A 25,111-nucleotide genomic window follows, 5' to 3' on the forward strand; every position below is an offset into this window, starting at 1 on the left:
ACCTGATCGCAGGTATTTGGCTTTAAGTGGTCAGGTAAGCCGTGGTTTGACACGGCTTTTTTATGTATAGGCTTCAGTATTCCTGTGTACCGTTAAATCCTTTCAGGGACTAAAAACGCGTTATGTTGTCTGCGAATCAACCAATAAGCGAAAACTTGCCAGCACATGGCTGTCGCCATGTTGCAATCATCATGGATGGCAATGGCCGCTGGGCGAAAAGACAAGGGAAGATACGAGCCTTTGGGCATAAAGCTGGGGCGAAATCTGTTCGCCGCGCCGTCTCTTTTGCCGCCAATAACGGCATTGATGCGTTAACGCTCTATGCTTTTAGCAGTGAGAACTGGAATCGACCTGCGCAGGAAGTGACTGCGTTGATGGAACTGTTCGTGTGGGCGCTCGATAGTGAAGTAAAAAGCCTGCACCGCCACAACGTCCGCTTGCGTATTATTGGCGAAACCAGTCGTTTTAACTCACGTTTGCAGGAACGGATTCGCAAAGCAGAAGCGCTGACGGAAAATAATACCGGCCTGACGCTCAATATCGCGGCGAATTACGGCGGACGCTGGGATATTATCCAGGGGGTTCGGCATTTGGCTGAGCAGGTTCAGGAAGGGCTGTTAAGACCCGACCAGATTGATGAAGAGGCGCTGAGTCAGCAAATCTGCATGAATGAACTGGCACCCGTGGATTTGGTTATAAGAACAGGGGGGGAACATCGCATAAGTAACTTTTTGCTGTGGCAAATTGCCTACGCCGAACTTTACTTTACGGATGTTCTTTGGCCAGATTTTGATGAACAAGACTTTGAAGGTGCGCTGCATGCCTTTGCCAATCGAGAGCGTCGTTTCGGCGGCACCGAGCCTGGTGGCGATAACGCCTGATGGGGGTAGCTTTTGCTGAAGTATCGCCTGATTTCCGCTTTTGTATTAATACCCGTCGTCATCGCAGCGCTGTTTTTACTGCCTCCGGTGGGATTCGCTATTGTTACGCTGGTGGTGTGTATGCTCGCCGCGTGGGAATGGGGGCAGCTTAGCGGCTTTACCTCGCGCACTCAGCGGGTATGGCTGGCGGTACTCTGTGGTTTTTTACTGGCCCTGATGCTGTATACCTTGCCTGAATATCATCATGATGTTCACCAGCCGCTGGTTGCCGGATCCTTATGGATATCGCTGGCCTGGTGGATTGCTGCGCTTGTTTTAGTGCTTTTCTATCCGGGCTCTGCGGCGATCTGGCGTAACTCTAAAGTGTTGCGCCTTATTTTTGGTCTGCTCACGATTGTTCCGTTTTTCTGGGGTATGGTTGCGTTGCGCGCCTGGCACTATGACGAAAACCACTACAGCGGCGCGATATGGCTGCTTTATGTGATGATTCTCGTCTGGGGGGCTGACTCCGGGGCCTATATGTTTGGTAAACTGTTCGGTAAACATAAACTGGCGCCAAAGGTTTCTCCGGGTAAAACCTGGCAAGGCTTCATCGGCGGCCTGTTTACGGCAGCGATTATCTCCTGGGGCTATGGCGTCTGGGCGAATCTTGAGGTTGCCCCCTCGACGCTGCTGGTATGTTCGATTTTCGCGGCGCTGGCATCGGTGCTGGGTGATTTAACCGAGAGTATGTTTAAGCGTGAAGCAGGGATTAAGGACAGTGGTCACCTGATTCCAGGACATGGCGGAATACTGGATCGCATTGACAGCCTTACCGCGGCTGTTCCCGTATTTGCTTGCCTGCTTTTACTGGTGTTTGGGACGATATAACGGAAGGTTTTATGCTGAGCATTCTCTGGAATCTGGCGGCGTTCATTGTTGCACTGGGTGTACTGATTACCGTGCATGAATTTGGCCATTTCTGGGTTGCCCGGCGCTGTGGTGTGCGGGTGGAGCGATTCTCGATTGGCTTTGGCAAATCGCTCTGGAAGCGCACCGATAAGCATGGCACCGAGTTTGTCATTGCTCTGATTCCCCTGGGCGGCTATGTCAAAATGCTCGACGAACGCGTTGAGCCTGTCGCCCCGGAACTTCGCCATCGCGCGTTTAACAATAAAACTGTTGGACAACGTGCTGCCATCATCGCTGCCGGCCCGGTAGCCAATTTCATCTTCGCTATCTTCGCCTACTGGCTGGTGTTTATCATCGGCGTGCCTGGCGTGCGCCCGGTTGTGGGCGAAATCACCACGGGTTCTATTGCGGCAACGGCGCAAATTACACCGGGAATGGAACTTAAAGCGATTGATGGTATCGAAACCCCTGATTGGGATGCCGTGAGGTTACAACTGGTTGCCAAAATTGGTGATGAGCAGACAACCGTCAGCGTATCGCCATTTGGTTCCGACCAGCGGCAGGAAAAAGTGCTGGATTTACGCCACTGGCGCTTTGAGCCAGACAAAGAGGACCCTGTCGCTGCACTCGGGATTCGACCGCGCGGCGCGCAGATCGAGCCGGTATTAGCCGAAGTACAGGCCAAATCGGCAGCGAGTAAAGCAGGTTTACAAGCGGGTGACAGGATCGTTAAAGTCGATGGTCAGCCATTAACACAATGGATGACCTTTGTTACTCTGGTGCGCGATAATCCAGGCAAGCCGCTCGCGCTGGAAGTGGAAAGGCAGGGGAGTTCGCTCTCACTGACTCTCACCCCGGATACCAAATCGGGCGGCGGTAAGGCGGAAGGGTTTGCAGGCGTTGTGCCGAAAGTGATCCCACTGCCAGATGAGTACAAGACAATACGCCAGTATGGGCCGTTTAGCGCCATCGTTGAGGCCACGGATAAAACATGGCAGCTGATGAAGCTTACGGTCAACATGTTGGGGAAATTGATAACCGGTGATGTGAAACTGAACAACCTCAGTGGGCCAATTTCGATTGCTCAGGGGGCTGGGATGTCAGCGGAGTTCGGGGTGATTTACTATCTCATGTTCCTTGCGCTGATTAGCGTGAACCTGGGGATAATCAACCTGTTCCCGCTTCCCGTATTAGATGGGGGCCATCTGCTGTTTTTAGCGATTGAAAAGCTAAAAGGCGGACCGGTATCCGAGCGAGTTCAAGACTTTAGTTATCGCATTGGCTCGATTTTGCTGGTGCTGTTAATGGGGCTTGCACTTTTCAATGATTTCTCTCGGTTGTAAGAGAGTTAGTTAGGAAGAACGCATAATAACGATGGCGATGAAAAAGTTGCTCATAGCGTCGCTGCTGTTTAGCAGCGCGACCGTATACGGTGCTGACGGGTTCGTAGTGAAAGATATTCATTTCGAAGGCCTTCAGCGTGTCGCCGTTGGTGCGGCCCTCCTCAGTATGCCTGTGCGCCCCGGCGATACGGTTAATGATGAAGATATCAGTAACACCATCCGTGCTCTGTTTGCCACTGGCAACTTTGAGGACGTCCGCGTCCTGCGCGATGGTGATACGCTGGTGGTTCAGGTAAAAGAACGTCCAACGATTGCCAGCATCACTTTCTCCGGTAACAAATCGGTGAAAGACGACATGCTCAAGCAGAACCTTGAGGCATCGGGTGTTCGTGTGGGGGAATCTCTGGACCGCACAACCCTTGCAGACATTGAAAAAGGTCTGGAAGATTTCTACTACAGCGTCGGTAAATACAGCGCGAGCGTTAAAGCGGTTGTTACACCGCTGCCACGTAACCGTGTTGACCTGAAACTGGTCTTCCAGGAAGGTGTTTCTGCGAAGATCCAGCAGATCAACATCGTGGGTAACCACGCGTTCAGCACCGACGAACTGATCTCCAACTTCCAGCTGCGTGACGAAGTGCCGTGGTGGAATGTGGTAGGCGATCGTAAATACCAGAAACAGAAACTGGCGGGTGACCTTGAAACCCTGCGCAGCTACTATCTGGATCGCGGTTACGCCCGTTTCAACATCGATTCAACTCAGGTGAGTCTGACTCCGGACAAGAAAGGTATCTACATTACCGTTAACATCACAGAAGGCGATAAGTACACGCTTTCGGGTGTTGAAGTCAGCGGCAACCTGGCAGGACATTCAGCTGAAATTGAATCTCTGACCAAAATTCAGCCGGGCGATCTGTATAGCGGATCTAAAGTCACCAAAATGGAAGACAGCATTAAGAAGCTGCTCGGCCGTTATGGTTATGCGTATCCGCGTGTGCAAACGCAGCCGGAAATTAACGACACGGATAAAACCGTTAAGCTGCACGTTAACGTTGATGCGGGCAACCGCTTCTACGTGCGTAAGATCCGCTTCGAAGGTAACGATACCTCTAAAGACTCCGTTCTGCGCCGTGAAATGCGCCAGATGGAAGGGGCATGGCTGGGAAGCGATCTGGTAGATCAGGGTAAAGAGCGTCTGAACCGTCTGGGCTACTTCGAAACGGTCGATACCGATACTCAGCGTGTACCAGGTCGTCCGGATCAGGTTGATGTTGTTTATAAAGTTAAAGAACGTAATACCGGTAGCTTCAACTTCGGTATTGGTTACGGTACTGAAAGTGGCGTGAGCTTCCAGGTCGGTGTTCAGCAGGATAACTGGCTGGGTACGGGCTACTCTGTCGGTATCAACGGGACGAAAAACGACTACCAGACCTACTCTGAGTTCTCCGTTACCAACCCATACTTCACCGTTGACGGTGTAAGCCTGGGCGGTCGTATCTTCTATAACGACTTTAAAGCGGACGATGCGGACCTCTCCTCGTATACCAACAAGAGTTACGGTCTGGATGGTACGCTCGGCTTCCCGGTTAACGAATACAACACCTTGCGCGCAGGTTTAGGGTACGTGCATAACGACCTGTCCAACATGCAACCGCAGGTGGCGATGTGGCGTTACCTGGACTCCATCGGTCAGTCGGCGAGTACGTCCAGCGATGATAACGGTTTCGCCGCGGATGACTTCACCTTCAACTACGGTTGGACCTACAACCGTCTTGACCGTGGCTACTTCCCGACGGAAGGTTCACGCGTCAACCTGAACGGTAAAGTGACTATCCCGGGCTCGGATAACGAGTTCTACAAGGTCACGCTGGATACGGCGTCCTACTTCCCAATTGATGAAGATCACAAGTGGGTTGTTCTGGGTCGTACCCGTTGGGGTTATGGTGACGGTATTGGAAGCAAAGAACTGCCGTTCTATGAAAACTTCTACGCCGGTGGTTCAAGCACCGTGCGTGGCTTCCAGTCCAATAACATTGGTCCGAAAGCGGTTTATTACGGCGGTAATGACGAAGATAACTGCGCAAGCCGTGATCCTAAGCAAGTATGTAGCTCTGATGACGCAGTAGGTGGTAACGCTATGGCCGTGGCGAGCCTCGAGTTCATCACGCCTACGCCGTTTATCAGTGATAAGTATGCGAACTCCGTGCGTACCTCCTTCTTTATGGATGCAGGTACGGTGTGGGACACCAACTGGGAGAACACCGCCCAGATGCGTGCGGCGGGGGTTCCGGACTACAGCGATCCGAGCAACATTCGCATGTCCGCAGGTATCGCATTACAATGGATGTCACCGCTGGGGCCGTTGGTCTTCTCTTACGCCCAGCCGTTTAAGAAATACGATGGAGACAAAGCGGAGCAGTTCCAGTTTAACATTGGTAAAACCTGGTAATAATCCGCTGCAATGGAATGCGTTGGCAGTGTAGCGCTGACAACCGGCGATCGGTAACACGGTCGCCTTGCCACGCAAAGAACGGTACCCCTCGGGTGCCAATGGGATGGTAAGGAGTTAATTGTGAAAAAGTGGTTATTAGCTGCAGGTCTCGGTTTAGCGATGGCAACTTCTGCTCAGGCAGCGGATAAAATTGCAATCGTCAACATGGGTAATTTGTTCCAGCAGGTTGCACAGAAAACCGGTGTTTCTGCAACGCTGGAAAACGAATTCAAAGGCCGTGCGAGCGAACTGCAACGTATGGAAGGTGATCTTCAGTCCAAGATGCAGCGTCTTCAGCGTGATGGTTCTACCATGAAAGCGAGCGAGCGCAGCAAACTGGAAAAAGACGTCATGTCTCAGCGCCAGACCTTCTCTCAGAAAGCACAGGCTTTCGAGCAGGATCGTCAGCGTCGTTCTAACGAAGAGCGTGGCAAACTGGTGACGCGTATTCAGTCTGCCGTTAAAGCAGTAGCAGCCGATCAGAGCATCGATTTGGTTGTTGATGCGAACGCCGTTGCATTCAACAGCAGCGATGTTAAAGACATCACCGCTGATGTTCTGAAACAGGTTAAATAAGTAATGCCTTCAATTCGACTGGCTGATTTAGCTCAGCAGTTGGATGCAGAATTACACGGTGATGGCGATATCGTCATCACCGCTGTTGCGTCCATGCAATCTGCTAAAGCAGGCACTATTACCTTCATGGTAAGCCCTAAGTACCGTGAACACCTGGCCCAGTGCCAGGCGTCTGCCGTTGTGCTGACGCAGGACGATCTTCCGTTTGCCACTAGCGCTGCACTGGTAGTGAAAAATCCCTACCTGACCTATGCACGCATGGCCCAAATTCTTGATACCACGCCGCAGCCGGCACAGAACATTGCAGCCAGTGCTGCGATTGATCCGACGGCTCAGCTGGGTAACAACGTATCAGTCGGCGCAAACGCCGTTATCGAATCCGGCGTTGTTTTGGGTGATAACGTGGTGATTGGCCCTGGCTGCTTTGTTGGAAAAAATACGAAAATTGGCGCAGGGTCTCGTCTGTGGGCCAATGTCTCTGTCTACCATGAGGTTGAGATTGGCGAGAATTGTCTCGTTCAGTCCAGCACGGTGATTGGTTCTGACGGATTTGGTTACGCCAACGATCGGGGTAACTGGGTTAAGATCCCTCAGCTGGGTCGCGTGATTATCGGCGATCGTGTGGAGATCGGCGCTTGCACAACTATCGACCGCGGTGCGCTTGACGACACCATTATTGGTAACGGTGTTATCATAGACAACCAGTGCCAGATTGCACATAACGTTGTGATTGGCGACAATACCGCAGTTGCGGGTGGTGTTATCATGGCAGGCAGCCTGAAAATTGGCCGTTACTGCATGATTGGCGGTGCCAGCGTGATCAATGGCCATATGGAAATATGCGACAAAGTCACGGTGACGGGGATGGGTATGGTGATGCGTCCAATCACTGAGCCTGGCGTTTATTCCTCAGGTATTCCGCTGCAACCGAACAAGGTCTGGCGTAAAACAGCTGCACTGGTGATGAATATTGATGATATGAGCAAGCGACTCAAAGCGATTGAGCGCAAAATCGATCAACAAGACTAAGCGTTCATCCGTTTAACGCTAAATTTCCCGGCCTGTCGGCTTTGTTTATAAACCGGCAGGCCGTGTTATTATTGCTACTTAGTACATTTGACAGGAAGAGTATTTTGACTACTGACACTCATACTCTGCATATTGAAGAGATTTTAGAACTTCTGCCGCACCGCTATCCGTTTTTACTGGTAGACCGTGTGCTGGATTTTGAAGAAGGTCGTTTTCTGCGCGCAGTGAAAAATGTCTCCGTTAACGAGCCGTTCTTCCAGGGGCACTTCCCTGGTAAGCCTATCTTCCCGGGTGTATTGATCCTGGAAGCGATGGCACAGGCTACCGGTATTCTGGCGTTTAAAAGCGTAGGTAAACTGGAACCGGGTGAACTCTATTACTTCGCGGGTATCGATGAAGCGCGCTTCAAGCGTCCGGTCGTGCCTGGTGATCAAATGATCATGGAAGTCACTTTTGAAAAAACGCGTCGCGGCCTGACTCGCTTCAAAGGCGTAGCTATGGTTGACGGCAAAGTTGTTTGCGAAGCGACAATGATGTGTGCGCGTAGCCGGGAGGCCTGATACGTGATTGATAAATCCGCCTTTATTCATCCTACCGCCATTGTGGAAACGGGTGCCATCATTGGTGCCAACGTCCACATTGGCCCGTTTTGTATTGTTGGACCCCATGTCGAAATTGGTGAGGGTACAGTACTGAAATCTCACGTTGTCGTGAATGGTCATACCACCATTGGCTGCAACAATGAGATCTATCAGTTCGCCTCCATCGGCGAAGTTAACCAGGATCTCAAGTATGCTGGCGAACCGACCCGCGTGGAAATCGGCGATCGTAACCGCATTCGCGAAAGCGTCACCATTCATCGTGGTACAACGCAAGGCGGTGGATTGACGAAGGTGGGCAGCGACAACCTGTTTATGGTTAATGCGCATATTGCGCACGACTGTACCGTGGGTAGCCGCTGTATTCTCGCCAACAACGCAACGCTGGCGGGACACGTATCGGTTGATGATTTCGCCATTATTGGCGGCATGACCGCAGTCCATCAGTTCTGCATCATTGGTGCACACGTGATGGTCGGCGGATGCTCCGGTGTGGCGCAGGACGTCCCACCGTTTGTGATTGCGCAGGGCAACCATGCCACGCCGTTTGGCGTGAACATCGAAGGTCTCAAGCGTCGTGGTTTTAGTCGCGAAGCGATTACTGCCATCCGCAACGCGTACAAACTGCTGTACCGTAGCGGTAAAACGCTGGAAGAGGCTAAGCCGGAAATTGCCGAGCTGGCGAATAAGCACCCTGAAGTGAAAACGTTCATGGAATTCTTTGAACGTTCAACCCGTGGTCTGATTCGTTAATGGTCGACAGTCGTCCGCTTACCATCGCCCTGGTCGCCGGAGAAACCTCCGGCGATATTCTTGGTGCAGGTCTTATCCGCGCGCTTAAAGCCCGTGTACCCAATGCCCGCTTTGTGGGCGTGGCTGGGCCGCTGATGCAGGCCGAAGGCTGTGAAGCCTGGTATGAAATGGAAGAGCTGGCTGTGATGGGCATCGTCGAGGTGTTGGGACGCTTGCGTCGCCTGCTGCATATTCGCGCCGACCTTACCCGCCGCTTTACCGACCTTAAGCCCGATGTATTTGTCGGCATTGATGCGCCTGATTTCAATATTACCCTTGAAGGGAACCTGAAAAAGCAGGGGATCAAAACTATCCATTACGTCAGTCCGTCCGTGTGGGCGTGGCGACAGAAACGCGTTTTCAAAATCGGACGATCCACTAATCTGGTGCTGGCTTTTCTGCCTTTCGAAAAAGCGTTTTACGACAGATTTAATGTCCCGTGCCGTTTTATCGGTCATACCATGGCGGATGCCATGCCGCTGGATCCGGATAAAAACGCGGCGCGTGACGAACTGGGCATCCCGCATGATGTGCACTGTCTGGCGCTGCTGCCAGGGAGCCGGGGTGCGGAAGTTGAAATGCTCAGTGCCGATTTCCTGAAAACGGCGCAAATTCTTCGCAAGACTTATCCCGATCTTGAAGTGGTCGTGCCGCTGGTGAATGCCAAACGCCGCGAGCAGTTTGAGCGTATCAAAGCCGACGTCGCCCCGGATCTTCACGTCCGCCTGCTGGACGGGAAAGGGCGGCAAGCCATGTTTGCGAGCGATGCCGCACTACTGGCTTCCGGCACGGCTGCGCTGGAGTGTATGCTGGCAAAATGCCCAATGGTGGTCGGTTATCGCATGAAGCCGTTTACCTTCTGGCTGGCAAAACGTCTGGTAAAAACAGATTACGTATCCCTGCCAAACCTGCTTGCGGGTCGCGAGCTGGTGAAAGAGCTCTTGCAGGATGAATGCCAGCCGCAGGCGCTGGCTGATGCATTACTGCCGCTGCTGGCCAACGGTAAAACCAGCCACCAGATGCATGATACCTTCCGTGAACTGCATCAACTGATCCGCTGTAATGCTGATGAGCAGGCGGCCGATGCGGTGCTGGAGTTAGCACAATGATGGAATTTATTTATCCCCATACCCACCTCGTTGCCGGTGTGGATGAAGTCGGTCGTGGCCCGTTAGTGGGTGCCGTTGTGACCGCGGCGGTGATCCTCGATCCAGCCCGCCCGATCGTTGGCCTGAACGACTCGAAAAAACTGAGTGAAAAGCGTCGCCTGGCGCTGTTCGATGAAATTAAAGAAAAGGCGCTGGCCTGGAGTCTCGGGCGCGCAGAGCCGGATGAGATCGACGATCTGAACATTCTGCACGCCACCATGCTGGCGATGCAGCGTGCCGTCGCTGGCCTGAAGATTGTGCCTGAGTATGTGCTGATCGACGGTAACCGTTGCCCGGCGCTGCCGATGCCTTCCATGGCTGTTGTTAAAGGCGATAGCCGCGTCGCAGAAATCAGTGCGGCGTCAATCATTGCCAAAGTGACGCGCGATGCCGAAATGGCCGCGCTGGACCTCACTTATCCCGCGTATGGTTTCGCCCAGCACAAGGGATATCCAACGGCTTTCCATCTGGAAAAGCTGGCTGAACATGGCGCAACTGAACATCATCGGCGCAGCTTTGGCCCGGTGAAACGCGCGCTGGGACTGGTGTCCTGAATCAAGACGCAAGCAATTAAGTAACGCGGGATCTGAAGATGGCTGAACCACGTTTCGTACACCTGCGGGTGCATAGCGACTACTCCATGATCGATGGGCTGGCAAAGACCGGGCCGCTGGTAAAAAAGGCGGCCTCGCTTGGCATGCCTGCGCTGGCGATCACCGATTTTACCAACCTGTGTGGCCTGGTGAAGTTCTACGGAACGGCGCATGGCGCAGGATTAAAGTCCATCGTCGGCGCGGATTTTCATGTGCAGAGCGACCTGCTCGGCGATGAGATGACGCAAATTTCCGTGTTAGCCATGAATAACACGGGTTATCAGAACCTCACTCTGCTGATCTCAAAAGCCTACCAACGCGGTTACGGCGCACTGGGTCCATGGATTGACCGCGACTGGCTGGCGGAGCTGAACGAAGGTTTGCTGCTGATCTCCGGTGGCCGTATGGGGGATGTCGGCAAATGTCTGCTACGCGGTAATAACGCGCTGGTGGATCAGTGCGTCTCGTTCTACGAAGAGTATTTCCCGGATCGTTATTACCTGGAGCTGATCCGTACCGGGCGTGCGGATGAAGAGAGCTACCTGCATGCGGCCGTCGCCCTGGCGGAAGCGCATGGCCTGCCTGTTGTGGCCACCAACGATGTGCGCTTCCTTGAGGCGGGTGATTTTGACGCGCATGAAATTCGCGTCGCTATCCACGACGGTTTCACCCTCGACGATCCAAAACGCCCGCGCAACTACTCATCGCAGCAGTACATGCGCAGCGAAGAGGAGATGTGTGAGCTCTTCTCGGACATCCCGGAAGCGCTGGAAAACAGCGTAGAGATTGCCAAGCGCTGTAACGTCACCGTGCGTCTCGGCGAATACTTCCTGCCGCAGTTCCCGACGGGAGACATGACCACCGAAGATTTCCTGGTCATGAAATCGAAAGAGGGTCTGGAAGAGCGTCTGGAATTCCTCTTCCCGGATGAAGCGGTCCGTAAAGAGAAACGTCCTGAATATGACGAGCGCCTGGATATTGAACTCCAGGTGATCAACCAGATGGGGTTCCCAGGCTACTTCCTAATCGTGATGGAGTTCATCCAGTGGTCGAAGGATAACGGCGTGCCGGTAGGTCCGGGCCGTGGTTCTGGTGCCGGCTCGCTGGTGGCGTATGCCCTGAAAATTACCGATCTCGATCCGCTGGAATTTGACCTGCTGTTCGAACGTTTCCTCAACCCGGAACGTGTCTCCATGCCCGACTTTGACGTCGACTTCTGCATGGAAAAACGCGACCAGGTGATTGAGCACGTGGCCGATATGTATGGTCGTGATGCGGTTTCGCAGATCATCACCTTCGGTACGATGGCCGCGAAAGCGGTTATCCGCGATGTGGGCCGCGTTCTGGGCCACCCGTACGGTTTTGTCGATCGTATCTCTAAGCTGGTGCCGCCCGATCCGGGCATGACTCTGGCGAAAGCCTTTGAAGCTGAACCTCAGCTGCCGGAAATCTACGAAGCCGACGAAGAGGTCAAAGCGCTGATCGACATGGCGCGCAAGCTGGAAGGCGTCACGCGTAACGCCGGTAAGCATGCGGGGGGGGTGGTTATCGCCCCGACCAAAATCACCGACTTTGCGCCGCTGTACTGCGATGAAGCGGGCCAGCATCCGGTCACCCAGTTCGACAAGAACGACGTAGAATACGCCGGGCTGGTGAAGTTCGACTTCCTCGGCCTGCGTACGCTGACCATCATCAACTGGGCGCTGGAGATGATCAACGCCCGTCGCGAGAAGAACGGCGAACCGCCGCTGGATATCGCGGCTATCCCGCTTGATGACAAGAAAAGTTTCGACATGCTGCAACGCTCGGAGACGACAGCCGTCTTCCAGCTTGAATCCCGCGGCATGAAAGATTTGATTAAGCGTCTGCAACCAGACTGCTTCGAAGATATGATCGCGCTGGTGGCCCTGTTCCGTCCGGGGCCGTTGCAGTCGGGGATGGTAGATAACTTTATCGACCGTAAACACGGGCGCGAAGAGATTTCCTACCCGGACGTGCAGTGGCAGCATGAAAGCCTGAAACCGGTACTGGAGCCAACCTATGGCATCATCCTGTATCAGGAACAAGTCATGCAGATCGCCCAGGTGCTTTCTGGTTATACCCTTGGCGGCGCAGACATGCTGCGTCGTGCGATGGGTAAGAAAAAGCCGGAAGAGATGGCCAAGCAGCGTTCCATCTTTGAGGATGGGGCGAAGAAAAACGGCGTCGATGGCGAACTGGCGATGAAAATCTTCGACCTGGTGGAGAAATTCGCCGGGTACGGATTTAACAAATCCCACTCCGCCGCCTATGCTTTGGTTTCGTATCAAACGCTGTGGCTGAAGGCTCACTATCCCGCTGAATTTATGGCGGCGGTAATGACTGCCGATATGGACAACACCGAGAAGGTGGTTGGCCTGGTGGACGAGTGCTGGCGCATGGGGCTGAAGATCCTGCCGCCGGATATTAACTCTGGCCTGTACCATTTCCACGTTAACGATGACGGGGAAATCGTCTATGGAATCGGCGCGATCAAGGGCGTAGGTGAGGGGCCGATCGAGGCGATCATCGAAGCGCGTAACAACGGCGGCTATTTCCGCGAGCTGTTCGATCTGTGCGCCCGCACCGATACCAAAAAACTGAACCGCCGGGTGCTGGAAAAACTGATCATGTCCGGCGCGTTTGATCGGCTGGGGCCACACCGCGCCGCGCTGATGAACTCGCTCGGCGATGCGCTGAAAGCAGCCGATCAGCACGCGAAAGCGGAAGCCATTGGCCAGGCAGATATGTTCGGCGTGCTGGCGGAAGAGCCAGAGCAGATTGAGCAGTCTTATTCCAACTGCCAGCCCTGGCCAGAACAGGTGGTGCTGGATGGGGAGCGTGAGACGTTAGGCCTGTACCTGACGGGGCACCCGATCAACCAGTATCTGAAAGAAATTGAGCGCTATGTCGGCGGCCACAGGCTTAAAGACATGCATCCGACAGAACGTGGTAAAATCACCACGGCTGCGGGGCTCGTGATTGCTGCAAGGGTAATGGTCACCAAGCGCGGCAATCGTATCGGCATCTGTACCCTGGATGACCGTTCCGGGCGTCTGGAGGTGATGTTGTTCACCGACGCGCTGGATAAATACCAGCAATTGCTGGAAAAAGACCGCATACTTATCGTCAGCGGACAGGTCAGCTTTGATGACTTCAGCGGGGGGCTTAAAATGACCGCCCGCGAAGTGATGGACATTGACGAAGCCCGGGAAAAATATGCTCGCGGGCTTGCTATCTCGCTGACGGACAGGCAAATTGATGACCAGCTTTTAAACCGACTCCGTCAGTCTCTGGAACCCCACCGCTCGGGGACCATTCCAGTACATCTCTACTATCAGAGGGCGGATGCACGTGCGCGGTTGCGCTTTGGTGCAACGTGGCGTGTCTCTCCGAGCGATCGTTTACTGAACGATCTCCGTGGCCTCATTGGTTCGGAGCAGGTGGAACTGGAGTTTGACTAATACAGGAATACTATGAGTCTGAATTTCCTTGATTTCGAACAGCCGATTGCAGAGCTGGAAGCGAAAATCGATTCTCTGACAGCCGTGAGCCGTCAGGATGAAAAACTGGATATTAACATCGACGAAGAAGTGCATCGTCTGCGCGAAAAAAGCGTAGAACTGACGCGCAAAATCTTTGCCGATCTCGGCGCATGGCAGATCGCCCAGCTGGCGCGTCATCCACAGCGTCCGTACACCCTGGATTATGTCCGCCTGGCGTTTGACGAATTTGACGAACTGGCAGGCGACCGCGCATACGCTGACGATAAAGCTATCGTCGGCGGTATCGCGCGTCTGGATGGACGTCCGGTGATGATTATTGGTCATCAGAAAGGCCGTGAAACCAAAGAGAAAATCCGTCGTAACTTCGGTATGCCAGCGCCAGAAGGCTACCGTAAGGCCCTGCGTCTGATGGAGATGGCTGAGCGTTTCAATATGCCTATCATCACCTTCATCGACACGCCGGGTGCTTACCCGGGTGTTGGCGCTGAAGAACGCGGTCAGTCTGAAGCCATCGCACGCAACCTGCGTGAGATGTCTCGCCTGAAAGTGCCGGTCATCTGTACCGTTATCGGTGAAGGTGGGTCCGGCGGTGCGCTGGCAATTGGCGTGGGCGATAAAGTGAATATGCTACAGTACAGTACCTATTCCGTTATCTCTCCGGAAGGCTGTGCCTCCATTCTGTGGAAAAGTGCCGATAAAGCGCCGCTGGCTGCTGAAGCGATGGGCATCATTGCCCCACGTCTGAAAGAGCTGAAGCTGATCGACACCGTTATCCCTGAACCGCTGGGCGGCGCGCATCGTAAGCCGGAAGTGATGGCTGCTTCCCTGAAAGCGCAGCTGCTGGCAGATCTGGCGGACCTGGACGTGCTGAGCACAGAAGATCTGCTCAACCGTCGTTATCAGCGTCTGATGACCTACGGTTACGCGTAAGCCTCACAATTATCCTAAAAGCCGCACATTGTTGCGGCTTTTTTTATACCTGCCGTTTACCTTAACTATGCTTATCTGATGTTTTTCAAGGAGGTAAACCATGAACATCATTGCCATCATGGGGCCACACGGCGTCTTTTATAAAGACGAACCCATCAAGGAGCTGGAGCAAGCCCTCAAAGCACGCGGATACCAGCTGATCTGGCCGCAAAACAGCGCCGACCTGCTGAAATTTATCGAACACAATCCGCGCATCTGTGGCGTGATATTCGACTGGGACGAATACGACATGGAGTTGTGCAGCGATATCAATAAGCTCAACGAATATCTTCCGCTGTACGCGTTTATCAACACTCACTCGACCATGGACGTGAGCGCGCATGATATGCGTATGGCGCTGTGGTTCTTCGAATACTCACTCGGCGTTGCCGAGGACATTGCGACCCGCATTCAGCAGTACACCGGTGAATACCTCGATAACATCACACCGCCGTTCACGCGCGCGCTGTTCACCTATGTGAATGAAGGGAAGTACACCTTCTGTACGCCAGGCCACATGGCGGGAACAGCCTATCAAAAAAGCCCGGTGGGATGTCTGTTCTACGATTTCTTCGGCGGTAACACGCTGAAGGCGGATGTGTCGATTTCGGTCACCGAGTTAGGCTCTCTGCTGGATCATACCGGCCCGCATCTGGAAGCCGAAGAGTACATCGCCCGGACCTTTGGCGCCGAGCAAAGCTACATGGTGACCAACGGTACCTCAACCTCGAACAAAATCGTCGGGATGTACGCCGCGCCTGCCGGCAGTACGCTGCTGATTGACCGAAACTGCCACAAATCACTGGCGCATTTGCTGATGATGAGCGACGTGGTGCCGCTCTGGCTGTCGCCTACGCGTAATGCGCTGGGTATTCTCGGCGGCATTCCTCGCCGTGAATTCGCGCATGAAGCCATTGAAAATAAGATCGCAGCGATCCCCGAGGCAAGCTGGCCTGTGCACGCGGTGATCACCAACTCCACCTATGACGGGCTGCTTTACAACACGAACTGGATCAAGCAGACGCTCGACGTGCCGTCGATCCACTTTGACTCCGCGTGGGTGCCTTACACCAATTTCCACCCGATTTACTCGGGTAAAAGTGGGATGAGCGGCGAGCGGGTGCCGGGCAAGGTGTTCTTCGAAACGCAGTCGACGCACAAAATGCTGGCCGCGTTTTCCCAGGCGTCTCTCATTCACATCAAGGGCGAGTACGACGAGGACACCTTCAACGAAGCCTTTATGATGCACACGACCACGTCGCCGAGCTACCCGCTGGTGGCGTCCATCGAAACGGCGGCGGCGATGCTGCGCGGTAATCCGGGTAAACGCCTGATCAATCGTTCGGTGGAACGGGCGCTGCATTTCCGAAAAGAGGTTCAGCGACTTAAAGATGAAGCGGACGGCTGGTTCTTTGATATCTGGCAGCCGGAAGAGATTGATGAGGCAGAATGCTGGCCCGTCGCGCCGGGGGAGAGCTGGCACGGTTTCCGGGATGCCGATGCGGACCACATGTTCCTCGATCCGGTTAAGGTGACGATCCTGACGCCGGGCATGGATGAGCAGGGTGTGATGGGTGAGGAAGGGATCCCGGCTGCGCTGGTGGCGAAGTTCCTTGATGAGCGCGGCGTGGTGGTGGAGAAAACCGGCCCCTATAATTTGCTGTTCCTGTTCAGCATCGGGATCGATAAAACCCGCGCGATGGGGCTGTTGCGCGGACTGATGGAGTTTAAGCGTGCATATGATCTGAACCTGCGGGTGAAGAATATGCTGCCGGATCTCTACGCGGAAGATCCTGACTTCTATCGCAATATGCGTATTCAGGATCTGGCCCAGGGGATCCACAGGCTGATCCGCCAGCACGATCTGCCGCGCCTGATGTTGCAGGCATTTGATGTTCTGCCTGAAATGAAGCTGACGCCGCACAGGGCGTGGCAGCGCCAGGTGAAAGGGGAGGTTGAAACCGTTGAGCTGGAGAACCTGGTCGGGCGGGTATCGGCCAACATGATCCTGCCTTATCCGCCGGGCGTGCCGCTGCTGATGCCGGGTGAAATGATCACCGAGGAGAGCCGGGCGGTGCTCGATTTCCTGCTGATGCTCTGTTCGGTAGGGCGCCACTATCCGGGCTTTGAAACGGACATTCATGGCGCGAAACGCGATGATAACGGCGTGTACTGGGTGAGAGTCCTAAAATAAAAGGGTCTGCTTGCCAGGGGCGGGTTGTCGGTTGTAACGTTCAGAGCATCATAAAAAGGAGAAACTATGCTGGGTTTAAAAGCGGTTCATCATATTGCGATCATTGCCACCGATTACGCGAAAAGTAAGGCATTCTACTGCGACGTTCTCGGCTTTACGCTGTTGAGCGAGGCTTACCGTGAGGAGCGCGACTCCTGGAAAGGCGATCTGGCGTTAAACGGACAATATGTGATTGAACTGTTCTCTTTTCCTTTCCCGCCAGCGCGTCCTTCACGCCCGGAAGCCTGCGGCCTGCGCCACCTGGCCTTCAGCGTCGATGACCTGGACAGCGCGGTAAAACATCTGGAAGCCCACGGCGTGGCCTGCGAAGCGATTCGTGTCGATCCCTTTACCGATAAACGTTTCACTTTTTTCAACGATCCGGACGGGCTGCCGCTGGAGCTTTACCAGCAGTAATCGCCGTCATGTGTGATAATGCCCGTTCAGTTCGGGCATTTTTTATGTGTAATTTCCTATGACCTTACCCGCTATCGCGCACGCCGTTTCACCCTATCGCCAGCTGCTGGTGGGGTTCAGCGGTGGCCTGGATTCCACCGTTTTGCTGCACCGCCTTAAGCTCTGGCGCGACCGTGAGCCTGACGTCCAGCTGCGGGCGATGCATATCCATCACGGCTTAAGCCCCCATGCCGACGACTGGGTGGCGCACTGCGAAGCGGTGTGTTCAGGGTGGGCGATCCCGCTGATCGTTGAACGCGTCACGCTTGAGGATGAGGGGCTGGGTATTGAGGCGCAGGCGCGGAAAGCCCGCTACGCCGCGTTTTCCGGCGCATTACAGCAAGGGGAAGCGTTGGTCACCGCGCAGCATCTGGACGACCAGTGCGAGACGTTTTTACTGGCGCTCAAGAGGGGCAGCGGGCCTGCGGGGTTATCTGCCATGCCTGAGCGCGCAGATTTTGCTGAAACAGAGCTCATCCGCCCGCTGCTGGGTGAGACGCGCGCATCACTGGAAGCCTGGGCGCAGCAGCATCATCTGTGCTGGATTGAAGACGAGAGCAATCAGGACGACAGTTACGACCGTAACTTCCTGCGCCTGCGCGTCTTACCGCTGCTGAGTGAGCGCTGGGCGCATTTTTCCGAAGCGGCGGCCAGAAGCGCCATGCTGTGTGCTGAACAGGAAAGCTTGCTGGATGAGTTGCTGAGCGAGGAGCTGGATACGCTGACTACCGCTGACGGTGCCCTGAACATTGCGCCGTTGATGGTGATGAGCCCCGTGCGTCGGGCTGCTCTGATTCGCCGCTGGCTGGCTTACCACCGTGCGGTTATGCCCTCCCGGGCGATGCTCAACCGTATCTGGGAGGAAGTTGCACAGGCGAGGGAAGATGCCGCCCCGTGTATACACCTGAATGGTTATAACGTCAGGCGCTATAAAGGGCAACTCTGGTGGGTAAAATCTGTGCCGTCGCTGGCTGACGCTGTGCTCGACTGGCCGTCGCCGGAAAAAGCATTAACGCTACCGATGAATGCCGGTGTCGTTGCGTTAAGCCATTCGGGCAATGTGCGTCTACCTGAGCCGGACGAGAACGTCACTATACGCTTCAGGGCCAGCGGCATGCTGCATATCGTCGGGCGTAACGGCGGGCGTAAGCTGAAGAAAATCTGGCAGGAACAGAACGTTCCGCCCTGGCGACGTGATACCACGCCGCTTCTGTTTTACGGCGACACGCTCATCGCGGCGGCAGAGGTGTTCATCACTGAAGAGGGGTGGGCTGAAGCGGGTGTTAATTTTGAATGGAAAGCGTAACGGGCAGCATGGCTGCCCGTTGGTTATCAGGATTCGCTCACCACAACGGTGCCGATTTCCGGATGGCTGAAACTGGCAATTTTGTCGAGGCGTAGCTCACGCGTTGCACCTGCATCTTCCACAACCAGGTATTCCACATTTTTACGGGAAACCAGATCGCTGGCCTTTGCCTTTAGCACTTCGCCATCTTTTAGCTCCAGCGTCAGTATTAAATGATGCTGGCAGGCGAGTTCGAGGTTGTCATAGTCATCACAATTGATGGGTTGATAGGTATCATTCATCGACATAATCGCTCACCAGTAAATTCGCCGCAGCATACGCTGCTTTTTCCCTGACCGATTCAGAAAGGCTCTCATCAGAGGCCACTTCATTTAGCACGTTCAATACACAGCCCAACGCATCCGGAATGTACCCCAGATCTCCGCTGGCGATCTCCGCATACCGTCTGCGAATCAACTCACAATAATTATTCACATCACCTCCTGCCAGCGTACTGACTTACTGTGAGATATCATTAAGCCTACGAAGTTAAACTCGGTTTAGCAAGGTGACTATACCATACTCATTTAAGCAATATCAGCGCCTTGATAAGAGGGCGCCACCACCTCGTAACAGCCTTTTGCCGCGGTTTTCGCTACAATGTACGCCTGATTCGAAAGGAGTTCTCTCATGGCGCTGAAAGCGACAATTTATAAAGCTGTGGTCAATGTGGCGGATCTTGACCGTAACCAGTTTCTGGATGCGTCATTGACGCTGGCGCGTCATCCTTCTGAAACCCAGGAGCGCATGATGCTGCGCCTGCTGGCGTGGATTAAGTATGCCGACGAGCGTCTGCAATTTACCCGTGGTTTAAGCGCGGAAGATGAACCGGAAGCCTGGCTGCGCAACGATCATCTGGGTATCGATTTATGGATTGAGCTTGGCCTGCCGGATGAACGCCGGATCAAAAAGGCCTGCACCCAGTCTGCTGAAGTGGCGTTGTTTGCCTACAACCAGCGAGCGGCGGAGATCTGGTGGCAACAAAATAAAAATAAATGTGCGCTGTTCAAAAATCTTACCGTCTGGTATCTGGATGATGAACAGCTGGCGCAGCTGAGTGCGTTCGCCAGCCGGACGATGGCGCTACAGGCGACGATTCAGGACGGCGCCATCTGGCTTTCCGATTCTCAGAATAATCTGGAAATTCATCTCACAGCCTGGCAGCCCGCATCATGATTGTATTGTCCCGAAACGTCAGCATCCCTGATAACGAGCTGGAGATCACCGCCATCCGGGCCCAGGGAGCAGGGGGACAGCACGTTAACAAGGCCTCAACGGCTATCCATTTGCGCTTTGACATTCGGGCCTCCAGCCTGCCAGAGTATTATAAAGAAAGCCTGCTTGCCGCCAGCCATCACCTGATCACCAGCGAGGGTGTGATGGTGATTAAAGCGCAGGAGTATCGCAGCCAGGAGCTTAACCGGGAAGCGGCAATAGCCCGGCTGGTCGCGGTCATCAAAGAGCTGACGGCTGTACAAAAAAGTCGCCGGGCAACACGTCCAACGCGGGCATCGAAAGAACGTCGGTTGTCATCGAAGGCGCAGAAATCCACCGTAAAATCACTGCGTGGCAAAGTCCGTCACCCATAATGTGACGAAAGGGATACCCTTTTTCATAAGGAAAGTATTGTGAAAAAAGCATTATTATCAGCGCTGGCCGTGACAAGCCTGTTCGCGCTTTTTGGCTGTAATAACCGTTCAGAAACGCAGGTACTACAGCCAACGCAAAATGAAGAATTAAAGCCGATGCAGCAAAGCTGGCGCGGCGTATTACCGTGTGCAGATTGCGAGGGCATCGAAACCTCTCTGTTCCTGCAAAAAGATGGCACCTGGGTCATGAACCAGCGTTACCAGGGGGCGAAAGAACCGTCTTCTTTTGCATCTTACGGAACATGGGCGCGTACGGCTGAGAAGCTGGTATTGACGGATACCACGGGCGATAAAACCTTCTTCCGCGCCAAAGGCGAGGGGATGGAGATGCTCGATCGCGAAGGCAATCCGATTGAATCTCAGTTCAACTACACGTTGGCCCCGGTGAAAGCGACCCTGCCAGCCACCCCAATGGCGATGCGAGGGATGTATTTCTACATGGCGGATGCGGCGATCTTCACTGACTGTGCAACCGGGAAGAAAGTCAGCGTGGCGAACAATGCCCAGCTGGAGCGAGACTATGCCGTCGCGCGCGGCAACGACAGTAAGCCAGTGTTGCTGACGGTTGAAGGGCACTTTACGCTGGAGCCAAACCCGGATAGCGGCGAGCTGGTGAAAACGCTGGTGGCAGATAAAGATGCGAAGTTTGCTGCGGGGAAAGACTGCGAAAGCAAATAAGATATAGCCATTAAAAAACCCCGCACTGGCGGGGTTTTTTGTTTCTTAACCTTTGATGGCTTTCACCAGGTAATCAAGAATATCTCCCGTCTTGATCATCTGTTTTTCGCCGTTGCGACGGTATTTGTATTCAATCTCGTCGCTGTCGAGGTTACGGTCGCCAATGACGATGGTGTGTGGAATACCGATCAGTTCCATGTCAGCAAACATCACGCCAGGACGCTCTTTACGGTCATCCATCAGCACGTCGATACCTTTCGCGCTCAGCTCAGCGTAGAGTTTCTCAGCCAGCTCCTGCACGCGGTAAGACTTGTGCATGTTCATTGGCAGGATCGCCACCTGGAACGGCGCGATGTTATCCGGCCAGACGATTCCGCGTTCGTCATAGTTCTGCTCGATAGCGGCAGCAACAACGCGCGTTACGCCAATGCCGTAGCAGCCCATGGTCAGAACCTGGTTACGGCCATCTTCGCCCTGAACGGCAGCGTTCATTGCGCGCGAGTACTTATCGCCCAGCTGGAAGATGTGGCCTACTTCGATACCGCGTTTGATCATCAGGGTACCCTTGCCGTCCGGGCTTGGATCGCCTGCGACCACGTTACGGATGTCAGCCACTTCCGGCGTCGCCACGTCACGATCCCAGTTGATGCCGAAGTAGTGTTTACCGTCGATGTTTGCGCCCGCAGCGAAGTCGCTCATCGCCGCAACGGTGCGGTCAATGATCACCGGAACAGGCATGTTCACCGGACCCAGAGAACCAGGACCTGCATTCACCACGGCGCGGATCTCCGCTTCCGTTGCGAAGGTCAGCGGGCTGGCAACCTGCGGCAGCTTCTCGGCTTTCACTTCGTTCAGCTCGTGATCGCCTCGTACCAGCAGGGCAACCAGTGGATAAGCGCTACCTTCAGCCGATTTCACCAGCAGGGTTTTCACGGTTTTTTCGATCGGCAGAGTAAACTGCTCAACCAGCTCGGCGATAGTTTTCGCGTTTGGCGTATCAACCAGCGTCATCTCTTGCGTTGCCGCGCCGCGTGGTTCTTTCGGTGCCAGCGCTTCTGCAAATTCGATGTTCGCGGCGTAATCAGAGGAGTCAGAGAAGATCACATCGTCTTCGCCGCTCTGCGCCAGAACCTGGAATTCATGGGAGGCGCTACCGCCGATTGAACCGGTATCAGCCTGTACAGCACGGAAATCCAGCCCCATGCGGGAGAAGATTTTACTGTAGGCCGCGTACATTTTGTCGTAGGTCTCTTGCAGCGATTCCTGAGAAGTATGGAAAGAGTAAGCATCTTTCATCAGGAACTCGCGAGAACGCATGACGCCAAAGCGTGGACGCACTTCGTCACGGAACTTAGTCTGGATCTGGAAGAAGTTCAGCGGCAGCTGTTTGTAAGAGCTCAGCTCGTTACGGATCAGATCGGTGATCACTTCTTCATGCGTTGGACCGAGAACGAATGGACGATCGCCACGATCGGCAATACGCAGCAGTTCAGGACCGTACTGCTCCCAGCGACCGCTCTCCTGCCACAGTTCAGAGGGCTGAACGACCGGCATTAACACCTCGATAGCACCGGCGTTGTTCATCTCTTCACGCACGATGTTTTCGACTTTTTTCAGGACGCGCACGCCGGTCGGCAGCCAGGTGTATAACCCGGAGGCCAGCTTGCGGATCATCCCGGCGCGCAGCATCAGCTGGTGGCTGATCACCTCGGCGTCGGCAGGTGTCTCCTTCAGAGTGGAGAGCAGATATTGGCTAGTACGCATGTTGTTACGGTTCCATTTCGACGATTGGAACAGGCTGAAACACCAGCCTGACACAAAAAAAGTGGTTTAGTTTACCAGTGTGGCAAAGATGCCAAAAGAGAGGAGAACAAAATTACCTGGGTTCCAGGGCAAACACTTCAAAACCCGCCGCAGTCACGCGCCAGCGCACGTTAAAGTCCAGCAGCCAGACGGCGTACGTATTCCCGGCTTCCTCTTCTTTGCGGTAGGCGGGACGGGGGTCCTGGGCCAGCACTTCAACGATAAAGTCACGCAGGCGAGGATAACGCTTTTCCAGCTCGCTGATTTGCGTCGTTATTTCAGACGTGAAGTGAACCGGCATATCTGCCTGCGGTGCGTCCTGAGCATAGCTTGCTCGGGCATCCGGCAGCGCTTCGGCGAAGGGCAGGTAAGGCTTAATATCTATGACCGGCGTGCCATCAACCAGGTCAAGGCTACCTAACTCCAGGATCACCTGATCTTTCTGACAACGTATGCCTTTCAGCTCGACCAGCGACATCCCGATGGGGTTGGGACGAAAGGTTGAGCGGGTGGCAAAGACACCCATTCTGGCATTTCCGCCCAGACGAGGCGGACGCACGGTAGGACGCCAGCCGCCTTCCATGGTCTGGTGAAATACAAAGACCACCCATAAATGGCTGAACGCCTCAAGCCCGCGCACTGCATCGGCCTGATTATACGGCGCGACAAGATGAAGCTCGCCGCCGCCGTTAATGACCAGACCCGGCTGACGTGGAACGGCGAACTTTTCTTTATAAGGGGAGCGGATAACGCCTATCTGCTCGAACTGAAATGAACTCATTTCGCCGTAATGTTAAGCGCAGAACCGATACATACCGCCTGGCGATAGCAACCAGGTGTGCCGCTGGTGACTTCGCAGCTGTGCAGCAGCACCGCGTTGGCTTTCATTTTCGACGCGTTGATTTGCATACGCTTGCGGGCTGTCGGAATATTGGGTGGGGAGTCCTGATTCGTTGCCTGGCAGGATTCGCCGCTCACTTCGCCCAGTTCACGGAATGGCTTACCGACCAGCTCGTCGGCTTTGGTAATAATACGTACCGGCGCAGCGCGAGGCGCTTTCGGTTTTGCTGGCTCCGCTTTTGGCGGGGTTGCAGTGCTTTGAACAGGTTCAACAGGAGATCTGCTTAGCATAGAACAGCCGCTCAGCATCAGTGCTAAAAAACAGATCGGTAAAGCACGCATAATAATTCCTCAGTGGATAATCAAAACGTCAGATATTGAAGCAGTTGACCGCACAAATGACAAGACGGGCAAATGCCCGTCTTGATGATATTACACTGCCGGGAGATTACCAGCCTTTAACCGCGCCGCCGTTAAACACCTTATTGGCTTCCTGGTACACTTCTTCAGACTGATATGCCTGTATGAATTTCTTCACATTCTCCGCGTCTTTGTTGTCTTCGCGAGTCACGATCAGGTTGACGTACGGGGAATCTTTATCTTCAACGAAGATGCCATCTTTCGCTGGGGTCAGGCCGATCTGGCTGGCGTAAGTGGTGTTGATCACGGCCAGGGCGATCTGCGCATCGTCCAGAGAACGTGGCAGCTGTGGTGCTTCCAGCTCAACAATTTTCAGATTTTTCGGGTTTTCGGTTACGTCCAGAACGGTCGGTAACAAGCCAACGCCTTCTTTCAGTTTAATCAGGCCCACTTTCTGTAGCAGAAGCAGGGAACGGCCAAGGTTGGTTGGGTCGTTAGGGACGGCAACCTGTGAACCCGGCTGGAGTTCATCCAGAGATTTAATTTTCTTGGAGTAACCGGCAATCGGGTAAACGAAGGTGTTACCGACAGCAACCAGTTTGTAGCCGCGATCTTTGATCTGCTGATCCAGGTACGGTTTATGCTGAAAGGCGTTAGCGTCAATGTCGCCTTTGCTCAGCGCTTCGTTCGGCAGAACGTAATCGTTGAAGGTCACCAGTTCAACGTCCAGGCCATATTTCTCTTTAGCGATTTTCTGCGCGGCCTCAGCAACCTGCTGTTCTGCACCGACGATAACGCCTACTTTGATGTGGTTTGGATCTTTTTCGTCCTGACCGCAACCCACCAGTGCCAGCGAGCCAATCAGTGCGCCTACTGCTGCGAAGGTCTTAAATTTAAACGCCATGTTATAT

The 25,111-nt window shown here is 54.1% G+C and carries 24 protein-coding genes; 18 read left to right on the forward strand and 6 right to left on the reverse strand.

Going from position 1 to position 25,111, the window contains the following annotated elements; translation table 11 throughout:
• The first annotated feature begins 122 nt into the window (after positions 1–122).
• The 15 genes from ispU to tilS all read left to right on the forward strand — a co-directional run bounded on the left by ispU (position 123) and on the right by tilS (position 18,831).
• Entirely contained in the window at positions 123–881 is a 759-nt protein-coding gene (gene ispU, locus O1721_RS07890; protein ID WP_003856176.1) for a (2E,6E)-farnesyl-diphosphate-specific ditrans,polycis-undecaprenyl-diphosphate synthase, read from the forward strand.
• Positions 882–893: 12 nt separating this feature from the next.
• The gene (cdsA, locus tag O1721_RS07895; protein WP_003856175.1) at positions 894–1,751 is read left to right on the forward strand and encodes a phosphatidate cytidylyltransferase; all 858 of its coding nucleotides are present in this window, start codon (positions 894–896) and stop codon (positions 1,749–1,751) included.
• 11 nt (positions 1,752–1,762) lie between these two features.
• Positions 1,763–3,115: a sigma E protease regulator RseP gene (gene rseP, locus O1721_RS07900; protein WP_003856174.1), complete on the forward strand. Its 1,353-nt coding sequence runs from the start codon at positions 1,763–1,765 to the stop codon at positions 3,113–3,115.
• A 31-nt stretch (positions 3,116–3,146) separates the two neighbouring features.
• On the forward strand, positions 3,147–5,564 hold the full coding sequence (gene bamA, locus O1721_RS07905; protein WP_003856172.1) for an outer membrane protein assembly factor BamA: 2,418 nt from the start codon (positions 3,147–3,149) through the stop codon (positions 5,562–5,564).
• 123 nt (positions 5,565–5,687) lie between these two features.
• On the forward strand, positions 5,688–6,182 hold the full coding sequence (skp, locus tag O1721_RS07910) for a molecular chaperone Skp (protein WP_006810039.1): 495 nt from the start codon (positions 5,688–5,690) through the stop codon (positions 6,180–6,182).
• Between the two features lie 3 nt (positions 6,183–6,185).
• Positions 6,186–7,211, forward strand: coding sequence for a UDP-3-O-(3-hydroxymyristoyl)glucosamine N-acyltransferase (gene lpxD / locus O1721_RS07915; protein WP_015572726.1), 1,026 nt, complete (start codon positions 6,186–6,188; stop codon positions 7,209–7,211).
• A gap of 104 nt (positions 7,212–7,315) precedes the next feature.
• On the forward strand, positions 7,316–7,771 hold the full coding sequence (fabZ, locus tag O1721_RS07920) for a 3-hydroxyacyl-ACP dehydratase FabZ (protein WP_003856165.1): 456 nt from the start codon (positions 7,316–7,318) through the stop codon (positions 7,769–7,771).
• A 3-nt stretch (positions 7,772–7,774) separates the two neighbouring features.
• Positions 7,775–8,563 carry an acyl-ACP--UDP-N-acetylglucosamine O-acyltransferase gene (gene lpxA, locus O1721_RS07925; RefSeq protein WP_003856164.1) on the forward strand — a complete coding sequence of 263 codons (789 nt, stop codon included), beginning with the start codon at positions 7,775–7,777 and terminating at the stop codon, positions 8,561–8,563.
• Positions 8,563–9,711: a lipid-A-disaccharide synthase gene (lpxB, locus tag O1721_RS07930; protein WP_003856161.1), complete on the forward strand. Its 1,149-nt coding sequence runs from the start codon at positions 8,563–8,565 to the stop codon at positions 9,709–9,711. The genes lpxA and lpxB overlap by 1 nt, the downstream gene beginning before the upstream one ends.
• Complete coding sequence (rnhB, locus tag O1721_RS07935; RefSeq protein ID WP_015572727.1) at positions 9,708–10,304, forward strand: ribonuclease HII; 597 nt, start codon at positions 9,708–9,710, stop codon at positions 10,302–10,304. Before lpxB ends, rnhB begins: the two co-directional genes overlap by 4 nt.
• Positions 10,305–10,342: 38 nt before the next feature.
• Positions 10,343–13,825 (forward strand): DNA polymerase III subunit alpha, encoded by a 3,483-nt coding sequence (gene dnaE / locus O1721_RS07940; protein ID WP_479953739.1) that lies wholly within the window; start codon positions 10,343–10,345, stop codon positions 13,823–13,825.
• A 12-nt stretch (positions 13,826–13,837) separates the two neighbouring features.
• Complete coding sequence (gene accA, locus O1721_RS07945) at positions 13,838–14,797, forward strand: acetyl-CoA carboxylase carboxyl transferase subunit alpha (RefSeq protein ID WP_003856154.1); 960 nt, start codon at positions 13,838–13,840, stop codon at positions 14,795–14,797.
• A gap of 100 nt (positions 14,798–14,897) precedes the next feature.
• Complete coding sequence (locus O1721_RS07950) at positions 14,898–17,030, forward strand: lysine decarboxylase LdcC (RefSeq protein WP_015572729.1); 2,133 nt, start codon at positions 14,898–14,900, stop codon at positions 17,028–17,030.
• Between the two features lie 66 nt (positions 17,031–17,096).
• Positions 17,097–17,486, forward strand: a complete 390-nt coding sequence (locus O1721_RS07955; RefSeq protein ID WP_003856151.1) for a VOC family protein — start codon at positions 17,097–17,099, stop codon at positions 17,484–17,486.
• 58 nt (positions 17,487–17,544) lie between these two features.
• The gene (gene tilS, locus O1721_RS07960; RefSeq protein WP_032647313.1) at positions 17,545–18,831 is read left to right on the forward strand and encodes a tRNA lysidine(34) synthetase TilS; all 1,287 of its coding nucleotides are present in this window, start codon (positions 17,545–17,547) and stop codon (positions 18,829–18,831) included.
• A 26-nt stretch (positions 18,832–18,857) separates the two neighbouring features.
• On the opposite strand, the gene rof is transcribed toward tilS, so the two are convergent.
• Together rof and O1721_RS07970 are read right to left on the reverse strand one after the other, a co-directional pair.
• Positions 18,858–19,118, reverse strand: a complete 261-nt coding sequence (gene rof, locus O1721_RS07965) for a Rho-binding antiterminator (protein ID WP_003856148.1) — start codon at positions 19,116–19,118, stop codon at positions 18,858–18,860.
• A complete protein-coding gene (locus tag O1721_RS07970; protein ID WP_003856146.1) occupies positions 19,105–19,305 on the reverse strand; it encodes a YaeP family protein in 201 nt (66 codons plus the stop codon). Before O1721_RS07970 ends, rof begins: the two co-directional genes overlap by 14 nt.
• A 195-nt stretch (positions 19,306–19,500) precedes the next feature.
• On the opposite strand from O1721_RS07970, the gene O1721_RS07975 reads away from it, so the two are divergent.
• The 3 genes from O1721_RS07975 to nlpE are packed head-to-tail and all read left to right on the forward strand — an operon-like array spanning position 19,501 to position 21,197.
• A complete protein-coding gene (locus O1721_RS07975; RefSeq protein ID WP_015572732.1) occupies positions 19,501–20,046 on the forward strand; it encodes a YaeQ family protein in 546 nt (181 codons plus the stop codon).
• Positions 20,043–20,459: an alternative ribosome rescue aminoacyl-tRNA hydrolase ArfB gene (gene arfB, locus O1721_RS07980; protein ID WP_006810027.1), complete on the forward strand. Its 417-nt coding sequence runs from the start codon at positions 20,043–20,045 to the stop codon at positions 20,457–20,459. Before O1721_RS07975 ends, arfB begins: the two co-directional genes overlap by 4 nt.
• 39 nt (positions 20,460–20,498) lie before the next feature.
• Complete coding sequence (gene nlpE, locus O1721_RS07985) at positions 20,499–21,197, forward strand: envelope stress response activation lipoprotein NlpE (RefSeq protein WP_017383734.1); 699 nt, start codon at positions 20,499–20,501, stop codon at positions 21,195–21,197.
• A gap of 45 nt (positions 21,198–21,242) precedes the next feature.
• On the opposite strand, the gene proS is transcribed toward nlpE, so the two are convergent.
• From proS to metQ, 4 genes are all read right to left on the reverse strand, one after another.
• A complete protein-coding gene (gene proS / locus O1721_RS07990; RefSeq protein WP_032647317.1) occupies positions 21,243–22,961 on the reverse strand; it encodes a proline--tRNA ligase in 1,719 nt (572 codons plus the stop codon).
• A gap of 112 nt (positions 22,962–23,073) precedes the next feature.
• Entirely contained in the window at positions 23,074–23,781 is a 708-nt protein-coding gene (gene tsaA, locus O1721_RS07995; protein ID WP_015572734.1) for a tRNA (N6-threonylcarbamoyladenosine(37)-N6)-methyltransferase TrmO, read from the reverse strand.
• On the reverse strand, positions 23,778–24,182 hold the full coding sequence (rcsF, locus tag O1721_RS08000; protein ID WP_015572735.1) for an Rcs stress response system protein RcsF: 405 nt from the start codon (positions 24,180–24,182) through the stop codon (positions 23,778–23,780). Before rcsF ends, tsaA begins: the two co-directional genes overlap by 4 nt.
• A 106-nt stretch (positions 24,183–24,288) precedes the next feature.
• Positions 24,289–25,104 carry a methionine ABC transporter substrate-binding lipoprotein MetQ gene (gene metQ, locus O1721_RS08005; RefSeq protein WP_003856132.1) on the reverse strand — a complete coding sequence of 272 codons (816 nt, stop codon included), beginning with the start codon at positions 25,102–25,104 and terminating at the stop codon, positions 24,289–24,291.
• Positions 25,105–25,111: the final 7 nt, after the last annotated feature.

This window comes from Enterobacter cloacae complex sp. HYC033_NIDB, from assembly GCF_056673335.1.

Bases quoted from the DNA above. Each gene is read 5' to 3' on its own strand.
- ispU (WP_003856176.1), top strand. From the start codon at position 123: ATGTTGTCTGCGAATCAACCAATAAGCGAAAACTTGCCAGCACATGGC.
- rseP (WP_003856174.1), top strand. From the start codon at position 1,763: ATGCTGAGCATTCTCTGGAATCTGGCGGCGTTCATTGTTGCACTGGGT.
- bamA (WP_003856172.1), top strand. From the start codon at position 3,147: ATGGCGATGAAAAAGTTGCTCATAGCGTCGCTGCTGTTTAGCAGCGCG.
- lpxD (WP_015572726.1), top strand. From the start codon at position 6,186: ATGCCTTCAATTCGACTGGCTGATTTAGCTCAGCAGTTGGATGCAGAA.
- lpxB (WP_003856161.1), top strand. From the start codon at position 8,563: ATGGTCGACAGTCGTCCGCTTACCATCGCCCTGGTCGCCGGAGAAACC.
- rnhB (WP_015572727.1), top strand. From the start codon at position 9,708: ATGATGGAATTTATTTATCCCCATACCCACCTCGTTGCCGGTGTGGAT.
- dnaE (WP_479953739.1), top strand. From the start codon at position 10,343: ATGGCTGAACCACGTTTCGTACACCTGCGGGTGCATAGCGACTACTCC.
- accA (WP_003856154.1), top strand. From the start codon at position 13,838: ATGAGTCTGAATTTCCTTGATTTCGAACAGCCGATTGCAGAGCTGGAA.
- O1721_RS07950 (WP_015572729.1), top strand. From the start codon at position 14,898: ATGAACATCATTGCCATCATGGGGCCACACGGCGTCTTTTATAAAGAC.
- O1721_RS07955 (WP_003856151.1), top strand. From the start codon at position 17,097: ATGCTGGGTTTAAAAGCGGTTCATCATATTGCGATCATTGCCACCGAT.
- tilS (WP_032647313.1), top strand. From the start codon at position 17,545: ATGACCTTACCCGCTATCGCGCACGCCGTTTCACCCTATCGCCAGCTG.
- rof (WP_003856148.1), bottom strand. From the start codon at position 19,118: ATGTCGATGAATGATACCTATCAACCCATCAATTGTGATGACTATGAC.
- O1721_RS07975 (WP_015572732.1), top strand. From the start codon at position 19,501: ATGGCGCTGAAAGCGACAATTTATAAAGCTGTGGTCAATGTGGCGGAT.
- arfB (WP_006810027.1), top strand. From the start codon at position 20,043: ATGATTGTATTGTCCCGAAACGTCAGCATCCCTGATAACGAGCTGGAG.
- proS (WP_032647317.1), bottom strand. From the start codon at position 22,961: ATGCGTACTAGCCAATATCTGCTCTCCACTCTGAAGGAGACACCTGCC.
- tsaA (WP_015572734.1), bottom strand. From the start codon at position 23,781: ATGAGTTCATTTCAGTTCGAGCAGATAGGCGTTATCCGCTCCCCTTAT.
- rcsF (WP_015572735.1), bottom strand. From the start codon at position 24,182: ATGCGTGCTTTACCGATCTGTTTTTTAGCACTGATGCTGAGCGGCTGT.
- metQ (WP_003856132.1), bottom strand. From the start codon at position 25,104: ATGGCGTTTAAATTTAAGACCTTCGCAGCAGTAGGCGCACTGATTGGC.